Source organism: Rhizobium sp. 10PS4, from assembly GCF_032464805.1.
In the GTDB taxonomy this organism is placed as follows: domain Bacteria; phylum Pseudomonadota; class Alphaproteobacteria; order Rhizobiales; family Rhizobiaceae; genus Rhizobium; species Rhizobium laguerreae.
Genome location: NZ_JAWDIW010000007.1, coordinates 45892 through 62909, shown reverse-complemented (window position 1 = coordinate 62909; position 17018 = coordinate 45892). Strand labels below are relative to the sequence as shown.

General features: G+C 61.1%; 14 protein-coding genes and 1 pseudogene. 7 read left to right on the top strand and 8 right to left on the bottom strand.

The window, feature by feature from the left end; all coding sequences use genetic code 11:
- Window positions 1-138 precede the first annotated feature (138 nt).
- The 4 genes from RWJ89_RS14775 to RWJ89_RS14760 all read right to left on the bottom strand — a co-directional run bounded on the left by RWJ89_RS14775 (window position 139) and on the right by RWJ89_RS14760 (window position 3615).
- On the bottom strand, window positions 139-720 hold the full coding sequence (locus RWJ89_RS14775) for a TetR/AcrR family transcriptional regulator (protein WP_131664735.1): 582 nt from the start codon (window positions 718-720) through the stop codon (window positions 139-141).
- Window positions 721-940: 220 nt separating this feature from the next.
- On the bottom strand, window positions 941-1927 hold the full coding sequence (acuI, locus tag RWJ89_RS14770) for an acrylyl-CoA reductase (NADPH) (protein ID WP_131664736.1): 987 nt from the start codon (window positions 1925-1927) through the stop codon (window positions 941-943).
- Between the two features lie 39 nt (window positions 1928-1966).
- Window positions 1967-2755, bottom strand: a complete 789-nt coding sequence (locus RWJ89_RS14765; RefSeq protein ID WP_131664737.1) for an SDR family NAD(P)-dependent oxidoreductase — start codon at window positions 2753-2755, stop codon at window positions 1967-1969.
- A 41-nt stretch (window positions 2756-2796) separates the two neighbouring features.
- The gene (locus RWJ89_RS14760) at window positions 2797-3615 is read right to left on the bottom strand and encodes an oxidoreductase (RefSeq protein ID WP_168283538.1); all 819 of its coding nucleotides are present in this window, start codon (window positions 3613-3615) and stop codon (window positions 2797-2799) included.
- 310 nt (window positions 3616-3925) lie between these two features.
- Here RWJ89_RS14760 and RWJ89_RS14755 point away from each other — a divergent pair.
- A pseudogene (locus tag RWJ89_RS14755) lies at window positions 3926-4461 on the top strand (IS5 family transposase); the annotation flags it as partial.
- On the opposite strand, the gene RWJ89_RS14750 reads toward RWJ89_RS14755, so the two are convergent.
- Window positions 4458-5483 (bottom strand): LacI family DNA-binding transcriptional regulator, encoded by a 1026-nt coding sequence (locus RWJ89_RS14750; protein WP_168283539.1) that lies wholly within the window; start codon window positions 5481-5483, stop codon window positions 4458-4460. The pseudogene RWJ89_RS14755 and the gene RWJ89_RS14750 overlap by 4 nt on opposite strands.
- Before the next feature lie 309 nt (window positions 5484-5792).
- Between RWJ89_RS14750 and RWJ89_RS14745 the strand changes: the two genes are divergently transcribed.
- The 6 genes from RWJ89_RS14745 to RWJ89_RS14720 all read left to right on the top strand — a co-directional run bounded on the left by RWJ89_RS14745 (window position 5793) and on the right by RWJ89_RS14720 (window position 12849).
- Window positions 5793-7154 (top strand): ABC transporter substrate-binding protein, encoded by a 1362-nt coding sequence (locus tag RWJ89_RS14745; RefSeq protein ID WP_011650499.1) that lies wholly within the window; start codon window positions 5793-5795, stop codon window positions 7152-7154.
- Between the two features lie 188 nt (window positions 7155-7342).
- On the top strand, window positions 7343-8356 hold the full coding sequence (locus RWJ89_RS14740; RefSeq protein ID WP_025393183.1) for a carbohydrate ABC transporter permease: 1014 nt from the start codon (window positions 7343-7345) through the stop codon (window positions 8354-8356).
- A 1-nt stretch (window position 8357) separates the two neighbouring features.
- The gene (locus RWJ89_RS14735) at window positions 8358-9521 is read left to right on the top strand and encodes a carbohydrate ABC transporter permease (RefSeq protein WP_168283540.1); all 1164 of its coding nucleotides are present in this window, start codon (window positions 8358-8360) and stop codon (window positions 9519-9521) included.
- A gap of 34 nt (window positions 9522-9555) precedes the next feature.
- Window positions 9556-11208, top strand: coding sequence for a beta-galactosidase BglA (gene bglA, locus RWJ89_RS14730; RefSeq protein WP_221953984.1), 1653 nt, complete (start codon window positions 9556-9558; stop codon window positions 11206-11208).
- 22 nt (window positions 11209-11230) lie between these two features.
- Entirely contained in the window at window positions 11231-12319 is a 1089-nt protein-coding gene (locus tag RWJ89_RS14725; RefSeq protein WP_077977651.1) for an ABC transporter ATP-binding protein, read from the top strand.
- 176 nt (window positions 12320-12495) lie between these two features.
- Window positions 12496-12849 carry a hypothetical protein gene (locus RWJ89_RS14720; protein ID WP_077977652.1) on the top strand — a complete coding sequence of 118 codons (354 nt, stop codon included), beginning with the start codon at window positions 12496-12498 and terminating at the stop codon, window positions 12847-12849.
- Between the two features lie 80 nt (window positions 12850-12929).
- On the opposite strand, the gene edd is transcribed toward RWJ89_RS14720, so the two are convergent.
- The 3 genes from edd to zwf form a co-directional block, all read right to left on the bottom strand.
- On the bottom strand, window positions 12930-14753 hold the full coding sequence (gene edd / locus RWJ89_RS14715; RefSeq protein ID WP_077977653.1) for a phosphogluconate dehydratase: 1824 nt from the start codon (window positions 14751-14753) through the stop codon (window positions 12930-12932).
- Between the two features lie 79 nt (window positions 14754-14832).
- The gene (pgl, locus tag RWJ89_RS14710) at window positions 14833-15531 is read right to left on the bottom strand and encodes a 6-phosphogluconolactonase (protein WP_151520231.1); all 699 of its coding nucleotides are present in this window, start codon (window positions 15529-15531) and stop codon (window positions 14833-14835) included.
- Window positions 15532-15541: 10 nt separating this feature from the next.
- Window positions 15542-17017 carry a glucose-6-phosphate dehydrogenase gene (zwf, locus tag RWJ89_RS14705; protein WP_168256658.1) on the bottom strand — a complete coding sequence of 492 codons (1476 nt, stop codon included), beginning with the start codon at window positions 17015-17017 and terminating at the stop codon, window positions 15542-15544.
- Window position 17018: the final 1 nt, after the last annotated feature.

Genomic DNA, 17018 nt, shown 5'->3' with positions numbered 1-17018 from the left:
CCGGTCTGTTGGTTCGTTGCTGGCAAGGTTTTGATTCGCCGCGTAGCGGCAAAGTTCAGGTGTTGTCGGAGGCAATGACGCCAAGTGTGACCCCGTCCGAACACTTATAGAGCGCGTGCTCTTGTATGGATTTCAGGCTCAAAAGGCCGGTGAGTGCGTAAGACCCGCCAAGGCGCGTAAGGCGTTCTTTCCAGCCTGCAGAATGCGGCCCGACACTTCATTATTGACCGCCCGTGCCAGTTGGAGTGTCCCGATCAGTGTCGCAAAAAATGCGTATGCCACGTCCTCCCTCGCTTCGACATCTGCTGGAAGCGCTTCGGCAAGCAGGAGCACAAGGATGCGGGACTGTTCGGCATACATGCCGCGCGTCTCCTCCGGCTGCCGCGCAAGCTCCGGCAGCAGAGCTGCGGAGGCGCAGCCCAGTCCTGGATTGTCCCGATGTTCTGGCGAGAGGTAGAAGTCGATCACGCCGTCGAGGCCCCCTTCGTCCAACACCTCGCGCAGCCATACTGCTTGCTTGCTCAGGGCATCCGACAAGGTTTCCCGGACGAGATCGGCTTTCGAGGGAAAGTGGGGATAGAAGGCGCCATTGGTCAGACCGGCATCCTTCATGATCGTCGCAAGACCCGAGCCCGCAATTCCATCCGTGCGAAACCGCTCGATAGCGACATCGATGATCCTTCGGCGTGACGTGTCTTTTCGGCCTTTTTCGTATCGCATGAGGCGCCCTTCAAATCTCCATTACATTACGATCATAATATCACGAGGTGAGCGCAATACAACTGCCCAATTGGCACCGCTGCGGCCGCACACGTCGTGCGCGGAGCGGCTGCAAAACCGCTTGGAGTCCGCCTAGTTCGGGCTAGACCGGGCTGACTCCTGCTTCTTCAGTGATCGCGTGTCATTACGGGAAAACCAAGTTCCGCTTCTCCTGACAACCCTAAAGATTGACGTCGACGACCGTGCGGCCCTGAACGTGCCCGCCCAGAATGCTCTCGGCGACGCCGGGGACCTGCGCCAGACCGATGACTGTCGTCGTGCGCGCGAGTTTCGCGAGATCGAGATCGCGGGCGAGACGCGCCCATGCTTCCAGACGCACTGCCTGCGGGGCATTAACCGAGTCGATGCCGGCAAGGGTGATGTTGCGGAGAATGAACGGGAGCACCGTGGCGGGAAGGTCGCGACCCTGGGCAAGCCCACAACTGGTCACGACGCCACGATACTTCGTCTGTGCCAGGACGTTTGCCAGCGTATGACTGCCGACGCTGTCGATCGCACCGGCCCAGCGTTCGGCCGCAACGGGGGCTCCTGATTCCGACAATGTGTTCCGATCAATGATCTCAGCCGCTCCGAGTTCCCGCAGATAGGCTGTTTCCTCAAGTCGGCCCGTGGAGGCGATGACGCGGTATCCGAGCCCCGAGAGCAGTGCAATGGCGATCGATCCGACGCCGCCATTGGCTCCCGTCACGAGGATGTCGCCTTTATCAGGCGTGATCCCGCCATGCTCAAGTGCCAGCACGGACAGCATGGCCGTGTAGCCAGCAGTGCCGATGGCCATCGCATCCTCCGTGGAGAGCGATTCGGGGAGCTTGACGAGCCAGTCGCCGCTCAACCGGGCCTTCTGCGCATATCCGCCGTGATGGGTCTGACTCAGCCCCCAGCCGTTGGCAACCACCCGGTCACCAACCTTGAAATCAGGATGGGAGGACGCTTCCACCGTTCCGGCGAGGTCTATGCCGGGAACGAGCGGAAACGTCTGGATCACCGGCAGTCGTCCGGTTACGGCCATCCCGTCCTTGTAGTTCACGGTCGAGTAATCCACAGCGACTGTCACGTCGCCGTCCATCAGATCGGCCTCGGTCAGGTCTACGATCGTCGCGGAGAGCGTATCGCCATCCTTGGAGGCGAGCAAAGCTTTGAACGTCATTGTCTTCGTCCTGTCGAATTGAGGGTGTGGCGATGCAGATTATCCGGCGACGCGATAGCGTTCGGCGGCATGCTGCTGACGGGTGTTGGGAAGCATGGCCTGCCGGGCCGCCTGATACGCATCCCACTGCGTTGGGTCGGGAAGCGGCGGGATCGTCACCGCCTCGCGGCGATCATAGCCGACGAGGGCCGCATCCACGAGATCGCCGACCTCCATGACGCCGGTCATCGTGTTAACGTCGATGCCGGAGTGCTCCCAGATTTCTGTCCGCGTCGCGGCGGGAAGAACGGCCTGGACGTAGACGCCCTTTGGACCGAGTTCGAGGCTGAGGCCCTGCGACAGGAAGGTGACGAAGGCCTTGGTCGCGCCATAAACGGACATGGCGAACTCGGGCGCGATACCGACGACCGACGAGATGTTGACGATGGAGCCGGTCCCTGCGTCCGCAAACCGCGGTGCGACCGCATTTGCGAGGCGAACGACAGCGGTGGTATTCAGCGCCACGAGACGGGCTACGTCTTCGGTTTTCTGATCGAGGAAGCCGCCGCGTAGATTGCCGCCGGCGTTGTTGATGAGAACGCCAATAGTGTGATCCTCGCGCAGGCGGGTCTCCACCGTCTCGAGGTCGGCGATCTCGGTGAGGTCGGCCTGAATGATGTCGATCGCGACGCCGGTTTCTTCGTGCAGACGCGCCGCAACGGCATCGAGGCGGGTCTTGTTGCGGGCCACGAGAACGAGATCATGCCCGCGACGAGCAAACCGCTCCGCATAGACTTCGCCAATGCCGGTCGATGCGCCGGTGATGAGAACAGATGGACGGTCGGACACAATAAGTACCTCGCTTTGATCAAAGGTTGTAAACATAATGATTATCTTCCCGGCATGCGGAACTGCTGGCGCAAGGCCTTGTCGAACAACGTCGCAGGCAAGAGACGCCGCAGCAGGCTGACCTGCCATGCGACCTTGCCGACGGTGTAACGCTGCCGATGGCGCTTGGCCGTGGCCGCCAAAAGGACTGCCCCCGCTACGTCCTCGGGCGTATCAGCCGTGAGCTTCGACTTCTCGTAAAAATCATGCACCCAGGCACGCCCTGCGTCATACTCCGCCATCTTGGCATCCGGCTCCAGCGAGCTGTGGTCGAAACTGCCTTGGACGGTGCCCGGCTCGATCAGCGAGACGCGGACGTTGAAACCGCGGATTTCGTGATCGAGCGACTCCGAATAGCCTTCGAGCGCATACTTGCTCGCGGCGTAATGCGCCGAGTACGGTGCCGGTACGAACCCCAGCGCCGAACTGAGGTTGACGATGCGCCCCTCTCCGCGACGCCGCATTGAAGGCAGCACGGCGTTGGTCATCCGCATGACACCGAACAGGTTGACGTCGAACAGGCTCTGAACCTGAGCAATGGAGGACTCTTCGGCCCCGCCAAACATCCCCAGGCCGGCGTTGTTGACGAGAACGTCGATACGTCCGGTGCTTGAGAGCACCGTCGAAACGAGCGACGCCACAGAGTCTTCATCGGTCACGTCACAAGCCAGCATCGAGATCTGGCCCGAGCTCCCGCTACTAGGCTTGCGGCTCGTGCCGAAGACTGTGAAGCCGGCTCGTGCCAAGGCCTCGGCACTCGCGCGACCGATACCGGATGAGGCTCCCGTTACAAGGGCGGTCTTTTTGGAATTTAAGGTCATTACTGTCTCCAAACCGCTGAGTTTTTACCATTGGCGTACTATTGCAGTACGATCACTTATCCATATTACGGTCGTAATGCAATGATGAAAATTGCAAAGAGTGGGGATGCGTTACGAAAAGGGCCGAAACGACAGCTTCAGATGCGGCATGGTGGGGATTGCAGCGCAGAAGTTCCGAGCCGACGGCATTGCCGCCACGGAGCTCGCCGGCATCGTGAGCGAAGCGGGGCCGAATAATGGGGCTTCTATCTCCGCTTCAAGTCGAAGGCGGCCCTGATCTTCAACAGAAGCTGCCGACACGATCGCGAACCTGGAATTGGGGCTGACCGATGACTGGCAGCATATGATCGACAGCACGACGGTTCGAGGCCATTCACAGGCAGCGGGCGCTAAAGGGGGACTTATAAGGAGATTTTTGGTCGATCACGCGGCGGCTTTACGACAAAAATCCATGCCCGCACAGACGGTCAAGGACGCCCTCTTGGCTTCGTCCCGACGGGCGGCGAAACCTCAGATTACGCCGCTGTGCCTGACTTGCTGGCAATGCCAGTCGGCAAACCAAGACTGTTTCTGGCCGATAAAGGCTATGATGGTGACGCCATTCGCGAAGAGCTTTTAATTCACGGCATAAAGCCAGTCATTCCACCCAAAGCGAACCGCAAAAACCCGCCATCGTGCGATTTCAAAACCTACAAGGATCGCAATCTTATCGAGCGGATGTTCAATAGACTTAAACAATTCCGACGCATTGCTATACGTTACGACAAGACCCGAAAATCCTTCGAAGCCTTCCTAGCTTTAGCCGCGGCAAGGATTTGGCTGCCACACTTTGTCAACAGGACCTAGGCCTGCGGTGCAGGACCGGTCGAGGCCCTGACGATCAGCTCGGTCTTCCAGAGCTCCTGGTCGGGGAAGGGGCCGGCCTGCTTCACGGTGCCGATCAGCCGCTGCGCGATGCGAACGCCCGCCGCCCGCAGTGAAGAGCGCGTCGTCGTCAGCGGCACGGAAAAGCTTTCCGGTTTCAGCAGCGGCAGCACGTCGTCATGGGCGATCAGCGAGATATCCTCACCGAGCCGCAATCCGGCCTGGTTGACCGCGCGGATCGCGCCAAGCGCCAGCACCGTGCTGGAGCAGAGGATCGCCGTCGGCCGCTCCGGCAATTGTAGGAAATGTTCCATCGCCAGCAGGCCTTGCTCGTCCGTCATCAGCGCGTGGCTCATGCAACCCTCCTCGAGCGCGAGCCCGCGCTCGGCAAGGGCTGATATGACGCCGTTCTTCCTGCGGATGGCGAAATCGAGATGCATCGGTCCGTTCATCAGCGCAAAGCGCGTATGGCCGAGTTGAAGCAAGAGCCGCGTCGCATCGTAGAAGGCGCCTTCATTGTCGATGTCGAGATAGGGATAGTCCGGCTCCGAACCGAAGGAACGGCCGTGCACGACATAAGGCATAGAGAGCGATTTCAACATGGCGAGCCGCGGATCGTGGCCGCGCATATAGGCGACGAACAGGGCATCGACATTGCCGCTGATCGCAAGGCGGCGCAGCGCCGCCACCTCGTCATTCGGGTCGGCCGGCATGATGACGAAGTGGAAATCGTGGCGCACGGCCTCTTCGCCGAGCCCGGCCAGGAATTCACCGAAATGCACGTCGGACTGGTGGCCGGGCGCCGTCGGCATGACGAGACCGATGGAGCCTGCCTTGCCGGTCGCAAGCCGCTGCGCCGCCTTGTTCGGCCTGTATCCGGTTTCCTTGACGGCCTGAAGCACGCGCTCCCGGGTCGCCTCATTGACCTCGGGATAGCCGTTGAGCGCCCGGCTCACCGTCGTCTGAGACAGCCCCAGCAATTCCGATAGCTGTTTGAGATTCACCTGCTATGCTTCCTCCCAGCCCGCCCGTCAGCCGTCTTGAAAAGGCCTGCTGCCTCCCAGCGGCATCCAAAGCGCTTTCAATTATGTATCATCTGCCGCGCTTGACTCAAGAAAAATCGCTCCATATTTCCCGATAGGCGCTGTTGCGCCGCGATATGCCGCGATATCTGGCGTGTTTGCCGCGGCTGCTCGCGAATTAACTTGACTCCATTCCACCGAAAGTGGAATGAGTTTGGTGTCAAAGCGCTTTGAAATTTCTTTATTTGCGGGAATTCGGCGCGGTTGGGATTGTGATGGGAGGTTGATCACATGAAAAAGTCATTTTTGATGGGCGTTGCCGTGGCAGCGCTTTTTGCCGGTGCTGCGTCCGCGGCCGATTTGAAATTTGCCCCGGGACAGGACTCCAAGTTCAACTGGAAGAGCTATGACGAGTTCAAGGCTGCTCATGCCGATCTGAAGGGTCAGCCGCTGACGATCTTCGGGCCGTGGCGCGGCGAGGACGAGGCGTTCTTCATGAGCGTGCTTGCCTATTTCACCGAAGCCACCGGCATCGATGCCAAATACTCCTCTTCCGAAAACTACGAACAGCAGATTGTCATCGACACGCAGGCGGGTTCGCCGCCGAACATTGCCGTTCTGCCGCAGCCCGGCCTCCTGGCCGATCTTGCCAGCAAGGGCTTCCTGACGCCGCTCGGCGATGACAACTCCAAGTGGATCAAGGACAATTACGGCGCCGGCGACAGCTGGGTCGGTTACGGCACCTACAAGGGCAAGGACGGCAAGGAAGCCTTCTACGCCTTCCCCTACAAGGCCGACGTAAAATCGCTGGTCTGGTACGTGCCGGAGAATTTCGAGGAAGCCGGTTACAAGATCCCGACGACCATGGAAGAGCTGCATGCCCTGACCGACCAGATCGTCAAGGACGGCGGCGTTCCCTGGTGCATCGGTCTCGGTTCCGGCGGCGCCACCGGCTGGCCGGCGACCGACTGGGTCGAGGACATCATGCTGCGCATGCAGCCGCCGGAAGCCTACGATAAGTGGACGACCAACGAGCTGAAGTTCACCGATCCGGCCGTCGTTGCCGCGATCGACGAGTTCGGCAAGTTCGCCAAGAACGCCAAATACGTCGATGGCGGCGTCGCAGCCGTGGCTTCGACCGATTTCCGCGACAGCCCGAAGGGCCTCTTTGCGGTTCCGCCGAAGTGCTACATGCACCATCAGGCCTCGTTCATCCCGTCCTTCTTCCCTGAGGGCACGAAGCTCGGCCAGGATGCCGACTTCTTCTACATGCCGACCTTTGCTTCGCATCCCGAACTCGGCAAGCCGGTTCTGGGCGCCGGCACGCTCGTCTCGATCGCCAAGGACTCGAAGGCTGCTCGCGCCTTCATCGACTTCCTGAAAACCCCGATCGCCCATGAGGTCTGGATGGCGCAGTCGAGCTTCCTGACGCCGTATAAGAGCGTCAGCACCGAGGCCTATGCCAACCCGCAGATGAAGAAGGAAGGCGATATCCTGACCTCCGCCACCACCTTCCGCTTCGACGGTTCCGACCTGATGCCGGGCAAGATCGGCGCCGGCGCCTTTTGGACCGGCATGGTCGATTTCGTCGGCGGCAAGTCCGCTGAAGAGGCTGCAGGCGAAATCCAGAGCGCCTGGGACGGCATCAAGTAATCTTCTAAAATTATGCCGCCGGCTTGCCGGCGGCATGGCTTTGCATGACTGGCCGGACTCGCAAAGAGCCCGGCCATCGCAGGATATATTGTGATTGGGCAATACAAATAAATTGACGATGACCGGCGTTGACCCGTCAGAATAAAAACCGGTCGGAATAAGATCAGGGGAAGCAGGGGAGGGACGAAATGCTGTTGCAGATAGTGTCCGCTTTAAGCGTCGTGGTCGTCGCCGTTGTCGCGTGCTCGGCCTATTTCTATTTTTCGAACAAGATCCTGGATCTCGCTCTGCCGGTGAAGGATGGCGACATCCGCGCCGCATCGCGCAATCTCAACCGGCGTGCACTCGTCCGGCCGTGGTTGTTCATCGGCCCGGCGCTCTTCCTGCTCATCGTCTATCTCGTCTATCCCGTCGTTGCGACCTTCATCCTCTCCTTCTACGACCGCGCCGGTCTGCAGTTCGTCGGCCTCGCTAACTACAAATGGGCGCTCGGCGACCGCGAGTTCCGCCAGTCGATCTTCAACAACATTCTCTGGCTCGCCGTCGTGCCGGCTGCCTGCACCTTCTTCGGCCTCGTTATCGCCGTGATGACCGATCGCATCTGGTGGGGCAATATCGCCAAGAGCATCGTCTTCATGCCGATGGCGATCTCCTTCGTCGGCGCCTCGGTCATCTGGAAATTCATTTATGAATATCGCGGCGGCAACGACGTCCAGATCGGCCTGCTGAACGCCATCGTCCAGACCTTCGGCGGCACGCCGGAGGTGTGGATCTCCATTCCCTTCTGGAACAACTTCTTCTTGATGATCATTCTGATCTGGATCCAGACCGGTTTCGCCATGGTCATCCTGTCGGCGGCTCTTCGCGGCATTCCGGAAGAGACGATCGAAGCGGCCGTCATCGACGGCGCCAATGGCTGGCAGATCTTCTGGCGCATCATGGTGCCGCAAGTCTGGGGCAGCATCGCCGTCGTCTGGACGACGATCACCATCCTCGTCCTCAAGGTCTTCGACATCGTGCTGACCATGACCAACGGCCAGTGGCAGACGATGGTGCTGGCGAACCTGATGTTCGACTGGATGTTCCGCGGCGGCGGCGATTCCGGCCGAAGCGCGGTCATCGCCATCATCATCATGCTCGCCGTCACGCCGATCATGGTCTGGAACGTGCGCCGCGCCAATCGCGAATTGAAGGGGCACTGAGATGACCGCTATCGGAAGCTACTTCAAGATCGGCCCCGCCCGGCTCTTCGTTCACGCAGCCGTTCTCTTAATCGTCATCATCTGGCTCATCCCGACGCTCGGCATCTTTGTCAGTGCGCTGCGCGACAAGGACCAGATCGTCGTCTCCGGCTGGTGGACGGCCTTCGTCGGCTCGACGCAGACCGTTGCCGTTCGCTTGGGCACACCGGACCAGCAGCAGCAGGAAGGTGCCGCCTATGTCATTGTCGGCAATGTGCTGGAAGGCCAGACCGGCCGCGAGGTGAAGGCCTTCGGCAACCGCGTGCAGCAGCCGGCCGCCTTCAAGGCCGGTGAGACCGCCGATCTCGGCGACGGTGAAACCCTCCAGATCAACAGCGACGGCAGTTATCGCTATGTGAAGAACGCCGCCTTTTCGCCCGACCAGCGCCCGCGGCGCATCTATGCATCCGTCTCGGCACCGCCGGAATTCACGATGCAGAACTACAACACGGTTCTAAGAGGCGAGGGCATTGGCCAATCCTTCATCAACTCGCTGACCGTGACGATCCCGGCGACGATCATCCCGATCCTGATTGCCGCTTTCGCCGCTTATGCCCTGAGCTGGATGGAGTTTCCCGGCCGCGCGCTGCTGATCGCGCTCGTCGTCGGCCTCATCGTCGTGCCGCTGCAGATGTCCCTGATCCCGCTGCTGCGTCTCTACAACGAGATCGGCAACATGCTCGGCCAGCCGTCGAAGACCTATCCCGGCATCTGGCTGGCTCATACCGCTTTCGGCATGCCGCTCGCCATCTATCTCTTACGGGCCTATATCGCCGGCCTGCCGAAGGAGATCATCGAATCCGCCCGTGTCGACGGCGCGAGCGATTTCGAGATCTTCGTCCGCATCGTATTGCCTCTCTCCTTCCCGGCACTCGCCTCCTTCGCCATCTTCCAGTTCCTATGGGTGTGGAACGACCTGCTCGTCGCCATGGTCTTCCTCGGCACCGACAAGGACCACATCGTGCTGACCGGCAGCCTGAACGCGCTGCTCGGCTCACGCGGCGGCAATTGGGAGATTTTGACGGCGTCAGCCTTCGTCACCATCATCGTGCCGCTGCTCGTTTTCTTTGGGCTTCAGCGTTACCTGGTGCGCGGTCTGCTGGCGGGTTCGGTCAAGGGAGGCTGACCATTCCCGAACGTGACTTCAAACAGGATATTCCATGAACGTGGCTTCCCAATCGATCTCGACCCCTGACAAGGACTGGTGGCGCGGCGCGGTGATCTATCAGATCTATCCGCGCTCCTACCAGGATTCGAACGGTGACGGCATCGGCGACCTGAAGGGCATCACCGCCCGCCTGCCCCATGTGGCAAGCCTTGGCGTCGATGCGATCTGGATCTCGCCTTTCTTCACCTCGCCGATGCGCGATTTCGGTTATGACGTTTCCGATTACGAGAACGTCGATTCGATCTTCGGCACGCTGGTGGATTTCGACACGATGATATCAGAGGCCCATCGCCTCGGCATCCGCGTAATGATCGACCTCGTCATCTCCCACAGCTCGGATCAGCATCCCTGGTTCGTCCAAAGCCGCTCCAGCAAGACCAACGCGAAGGCCGACTGGTATGTCTGGGCGGACGCCAAACCGGACGGCACGCCGCCGAACAACTGGCTGTCGATCTTCGGCGGCTCGGCATGGGCGTGGGATCCGACGCGCATGCAATATTACATGCACAATTTCCTGACCTCGCAGCCGGACATGAACCTGCATAACCCTGAGGTGCAGGACCGTCTGCTCGATGTCGTGCGCTTCTGGCTCAATCGCGGCGTCGACGGCTTCCGCCTCGACACCATCAATTTCTATTTCCATGACACGCAGCTGCGCGACAATCCGGCGCTTGCGCCCGAGCGCCGCAACGCCTCGACGGCGCCGGCGGTCAATCCCTATAATTTTCAGGAGCATATCTACGACAAGAACCGGCCCGAAAACCTTGCCTTCCTGAAGCGTTTTCGCGCCGTTCTCGAGGAGTTCCCGGCGATCGCCGCCGTCGGCGAAGTCGGCGACAGCCAGCGCGGCCTCGAAATCGTTGGCGAATACACCTCCGGCAACGACAAGATGCACATGTGTTATGCCTTCGAGTTCCTGGCACCCGATCCGCTGACGCCGGAGCGGGTCGAGGAGGTGATGCAGGATTTCGAAGCTGCGGCGCCGGATGGCTGGGCCTGCTGGGCCCTCTCCAATCACGACGTCATGCGCCATGTCAGCCGCTGGGGTGGGCTGGTCGCCGATCACGACGCCTTTGCCAAGCTCTATGCCTCTTTGCTGTTGACGCTGCGCGGCTCCGTCTGCCTCTATCAGGGCGAGGAACTGGCGCTGACCGAGGCCGATCTCGCCTATCAGGATCTGCAGGACCCCTATGGCATCCAGTTCTGGCCGGAATTCAAGGGCCGCGACGGCTGCCGCACGCCGATGGTCTGGGACAGCCAGGTCGCCCAGGGCGGCTTCTCGACGGTCAAGCCCTGGTTGCCGGTGCCCGTCGAGCATATCCTGCGTGCCGTCAGCGTTCAGCTGGGCGACGAGACTTCGGTGCTGGAGCACTATCGCCGCTTCATCGCCTTCCGCAAGCTGCACCCGGCTTTTGCCAAGGGCGAGATCGAATTCGAGGAAACACAGGGCGATAGCCTGGTCTTCACCCGTGAATACGGCAATGAGAAGCTGCTCTGCATCTTCAACATGAGCCCGGCCGAGGTCGGCGTCATCTTGCCGGCGGGAGAATGGCAGGCATTGACGGGCCATGGCTTTACCAGCAACAACTATGGCGACAAGATCGATATTCCGGCCTGGGGGGCGTATTTCGCCCGTCTCGCCTAAAGAACGCAGGGGAGAGAGAGAAATGACTGGACTGACGCTGAAGGATATTCGCAAATCCTACGGTTCCGTGGACGTTCTCCACGGTATCGACCTCGATATCAAGCAGGGCGAATTCATCGTCTTCGTCGGTCCGTCCGGCTGTGGCAAATCCACGCTTCTGCGCATGATCGCCGGTCTTGAGGCGATCACCGGCGGTGAGATGTATATCGATGGCCATCTCGTCAATGACGTGCCGCCCTCCAAGCGCGGCATCGCCATGGTCTTCCAGTCCTATGCGCTCTACCCGCATATGACCGTCTTCGATAACATGGCGTTCGGCATGAAGATCGCCGGCGAAAGCAAGCAGGAAATCGATCGCCGCGTCAAGGCGGCGGCCGAGAGCCTGCAGCTGACCCAATATCTCGGTCGCCTGCCGAAGGCGCTTTCCGGCGGCCAGCGCCAGCGCGTGGCGATCGGCCGCGCCATCTGCCGCGATCCCAAGGTCTTCCTGTTCGACGAGCCGCTCTCCAACCTCGATGCCGCGCTGCGCGTCGCGACCCGCATCGAGATCGCCCGTCTGAACGAACAGATGGCCGATACGACGATGATCTACGTCACCCATGACCAGGTCGAGGCGATGACGCTCGCCGACCGCATCGTCGTACTCTCCGCCGGCAATATCGAGCAGGTCGGTGCGCCGCTGGACCTCTACGAGCGCCCGGCAAACCTCTTTGTTGCGAAATTCATCGGCTCGCCGGCGATGAACATCATCCCCGCGACGATATCAGGGACTGGAAGCCAGACGACGGTGACGCTGACCGGCGGCATGTCGGTGACGCTCGATATCGCGACCGATGCGTCCGAAATGGGCAAGCAGGCAAGCTTCGGCGTTCGTCCGGAGGATCTCGGGGTTGCCGACGGCGCCGACTACCTTTTCGAAGGTGAGGTGTCGATCGTCGAAGCGCTCGGCGAAGTGACGCTGCTTTATATCGAGGGCCTGGTTCCCGGCGAGCCGATCGTCGTCAAACTGCCCGGCATCTATGATGTGAAGAAGGGCCAGAGGATGCGGTTTGCCGCCGACAGGCAGAAGTTGCATCTCTTTGACGCAACCGGTCATACCTACCGGAAATGAGGCGGCCATTTTTGGGGTGATCACCCCAGGAATTGTGCAGGACGGGCCGAATTCTCACTTTCTGTTAAAGATCGGCTGCTACCTTTTCCTCGTCAATTTATGAGGGGGATAAGCACGTGGCCGCTTCCAATCCGTCACAGCCAAAATCTCATTTCCTGAGCAAGGAAGAATCCTTCATGTATGACCGCGAGGCGCGGTTCAAAATGGAGGACACGATGAATGCCGCGCGCATCGAATATACGGAAAAGGGCGTCATGCACGCGGCTTCGCGCCGCTGCGACATTGTCCGGATCTCGATGAGCAGCGCGACACTCGCGATCCTGACCCAGTTCAGCCTACCGAAGCAGTTCTATCTGGATATTCCGGATGCCCGCATCACCAAGGTCGGCTGCCTGCTGATGAAGGTCAACGCCAACAATACGATCGACGTGCGCTTCCTGCGCCTGCTGACGCAAAAGGAGCTGAACAAGATCTTCGTCTACAGCACCCATCCGGCCCACCGTGACTACGTTCTCGACGTCCGGGCCTGAGGGACCATTCGACTGAAATCAAAAACCCACGGGGTGCTGCGCGCGCCCCGTGGGTTTTTGTCTGTCTCCAGTGACCACGCTCAGTGGTGGAAGAGCACGCTCGCACCCTGGTCCGAAGGTCCGACGGCGCGGCGGAACGGTGCGAAGAGCTCGCGGCCCATCCCGAATTCATTGTCGGAAAGATCGACGACGACAGGTTCACGCTCGGCCATGTCGGCCGCATCGACGAGCAGCTCGAGCGTGCCCTTGATCGCGTCGAGGCGAATGATGTCGCCCTCGCGGATGCGGGCGATCGGACCGCCGTCGACCGCTTCCGGCGTGACGTGGATCGCGGCCGGCACCTTGCCGGATGCGCCGGACATGCGCCCGTCGGTGAGCAGCGCTACGCGGAAGCCGCGGTCCTGCAGCACGCCGAGCGGTGGCGTCAGCTTGTGCAGTTCCGGCATGCCGTTCGCCTTTGGGCCCTGGAAGCGCACGACGGCGATGAAATCGCGGTTGAGCTTGCCTTCCTTGAAGGCATCCTGCAGCTCCTGCTGGCTGTGGAAGATGACCGCTGGCGCTTCGATGATGTGACGCTCCGGCTTGACGGCCGATATCTTGATGACCGCCTTGCCGAGATTGCCGCGCAGCATCTTCAACCCGCCATTCGCCTGGAACGGCGTCTCGATGCTGGAGAGCACTTTGGGATCGACGCTTTTTTCCGGCGACGGCTCGCGCAGGACGGCGCCCTTTTCGCCGAGACGGGCGTCGACCGTATAGGCTTGGAGACCTTGACCGAAGACGGTGCGAACGTCGTCATGCACCAGGCCGTGTTTCAACAGTTCCTTGATGAGGAATCCCATGCCGCCGGCCGCCTGGAAATGGTTCACGTCGGCCAGTCCGTTCGGATAGACGCGGGCAAGCAGCGGGACGATTTCCGAAAGCTCGGCAATGTCCTGCCAGGTGAGCTGGATGCCGGCTGCCCGCGCCATGGCGACGAGGTGCAGCGTATGATTGGTCGAGCCGCCGGTCGCATGCAGGCCGACGACGCCGTTGACGACCGAGCGTTCGTCGATCATCTCGCCCGCCGGCGTGAATTCGTTGCCGAGCGCGGTGATCGCCAGCGCCCGCTTGGCAGCTTCGCGCGTCAGCGCTTCGCGCAGCGGCGTGCCGGGATTGATGAAGGAGGAGCCCGGCATGTGGAAGCCCATGATCTCCATCAGCATCTGGTTGGAATTGGCGGTGCCGTAGAAGGTGCAGGTGCCGGGGCCGTGATAGGATTTCGATTCCGCTTCCAGCAGTTCGGCGCGTCCGACCTTGCCCTCGGCGAAGAGCTGGCGCACGCGCGACTTCTCGTCGTTCGGCAGGCCTGTGGTCATCGGGCCGGCCGGAACGAAGATCGACGGCAGGTGCCCGAAGGACAGGGCTGCGATCACCAGGCCTGGCACGATCTTGTCGCAGACGCCGAGGAAGAGGGCGGCATCGAACATATTGTGCGACAGGCCGACGCCCGCAGACATGGCGATCAGATCGCGCGAGAAGAGCGAGAGCTCCATGCCCGGCTGTCCCTGGGTGACGCCGTCGCACATCGCTGGCACGCCGCCGGCCACCTGCGCCACGCCGCCTGCTTCGGCGGCTGCCTCACGGATAATCGCCGGATAGGTCTCGAACGGCTGGTGGGCCGAGAGCATGTCGTTATAGGCGGTGATGATGCCGAGATTGGCGATGCGGTCGCCGGCAAGCGCATCCTTGTCGGCGGGGGAACAGACCGCGAAGCCGTGGGCGAGGTTGGCGCAGCCAAGCACCGAGCGCTGCACGCCCTGCGAGGCGGCCGCGCGCAGGCGTTCGAGATAGCGTTCGCGGGTGGGCTTCGAGCGTTCGACGATGCGATCGGTGATCGCAGAGATGCGTGCATGAGCGGACATGGAAAATCCCTGCCTTGTTCGTTGTCTCTATCTGTTTCGGCGGCTCCGGCCTAGATCTGAATTTCAAATCTACGGCGGATCAGGGAGCCCAGTAGATCTCGACCGGGGAAGTGGCCCGGCGCAGAATGGCGCGGATCGGCATTTCTGCCTCTTCACCGCTGCCTTCCGCCTTGGCGAGAACGTCTTTTTTGCCTTCGCCCTCGATATGGAGAACCAGGAGTGCGGCATCCTCAAGACTGGAGAAGGTGAAGGTCAGGCGCGGCTCGCCGGCCCCTTCCGCTTCCATGGTGATGATGCCGCGCGGCGTCGATGCGTCGAGCGCCTTGGCAAGATTGCTGCCGCCGGGAAAGAACGAGGCGGTGTGGCCGTCGCCACCCATGCCGAGGATGACGATGTCGAAGGGGATGCCGATCTCGGCGCTTTTTGCCGTCGCAAGTCTTGCAGCTTCCTCGACGGAAGGTGCCGGCTGGTAAAGCGGCACGAAGCGCGCCGCCTTTGCCTTGTTTTGAAGCAGATTGGCGTCGACCAGCAGATGGTTCGAGCGCGGATTGTCGGCCGGCACGAAGCGTTCGTCGACAAGCGTGATCGTCACTTTTTCCCAGGCGATGTCGCGCGTCGAAAGCGCCTGGAAGAAGGCCTTCGGTGTGGAGCCGCCGGAAACGGCGATGGACGCCGTTCCGCGGGCGGCGATCGCTGCCGAAAGCGTATCGGCGACCTTATCGGCGAGACTGCCGGCGAGGTCTGCGGCGCTGGCGAAGGAATGCAGGGTCGATGCCATCGATTTCGTCCTAGATTTCGTCATGCCAGGTGCGGCCGTCACGCTCGATCAGCGCGATGGCCTGGCTCGGTCCCCAGGTGCCGGCCGTATAGCCCTGCACCTGCTGGCCGGTCGTTTCCCAACCCTTGAGGATCGGATCCACCCATTTCCACGCGGCTTCGACTTCGTCGCGGCGCATGAACAGCGTCTGGTTGGAACGGATCACGTCCATCAGCAGGCGCTCGTAGGCGTCCGGATTGCGGACGTTGAAGGCCTGGGCGAAGCTCATGTCGAGCGAGACGTTGCGCAGGCGCATGCCGCCCGGACCCGGATCCTTGATCATCAGCGACTGCTTGACGCCCTCATCAGGCTGCAGGCGGATGATCAGCTGGTTGGCGACGATGCGCCCGGCCGCCTGGTCGAAGATCGCGTGCGGGATCGGCTTGAAGGTGATGACGATCTCGGACATGCGCCCGGTCAGGCGTTTGCCGGTTCGTATATAGAAGGGAACGCCGGCCCAGCGCCAGTTGTTGATCTCGGCCTTGATGGCGACGAAGGTCTCGGTGTTCGAGACGCCGCCTTCCAGCTCTTCGAGATAGCCCTTGACCGGGCCGCTGCCCGATGCGCCGGCGCGATACTGGCCGCGGACCGTCGCCTGCTCGACGTTGGAGGCATTGAGCGGCTTCAGCGCGCGCAGCACCTTCAGCTTCTCGTCGCGCACGGCTTCGGAGTCCATCGACGAGGGCACTTCCATCGCCGTCAGGCAGAGCAGCTGCAGGATGTGGTTCTGCACCATATCGCGCAGTGCGCCCGCCGTGTCGTAATAGCCGGCGCGGCCTTCGAGGCCGACCGATTCAGCCACGGTGATCTGCACGTGGTCGATGTAGTTGGCATTCCAGAGCGGCTCATAGAGCGCATTGGCAAAGCGCAGCGCCATCAGGTTCTGCACCGTCTCCTTGCCGAGATAGTGGTCGATGCGGAAGATCTGCTCTTCCTTGAAGGCACGGCCGATCGTGTCGTTGAGCTGCAGCGCCGAGGCGAGATCGCGGCCGATCGGCTTTTCGACGACGATGCGGGTCGACTTGGTGATCAGCTTATGGTCTGCGATTTTCTGCGAAATATCGCCGAAGATGCCGGGCGCGACCGCGAGATAGAAGGAGCGCACGCGATCCTTGCCTTCGTCGAGCAGCTTCTTCAGCTGATCCCAGCCAGTATCCGTGCGGGCATCGACCGAGACGTAGTAGAGGCGGGCACAGAACTTCTCCACCTCAGCCTCGTCATATTCGCCCTTCTTCAGGTGTTCCTTCAGCGCATCGCGGGCAAAATTGCGGTATTCCTCGTGGGTCAACGGGCTGCGCGAGGCGCCGATCACGCGGGTCGGTTCGCTGAACTGGCCTTCGATCTGGCGATGATAAAGGGCGGGCAGCAATTTGCGTTCGGCAAGGTCGCCGCTGCCGCCGAAAACGACGTAATCAAAAGGCTCAACGGGAATGATTTGGCTGCTCATG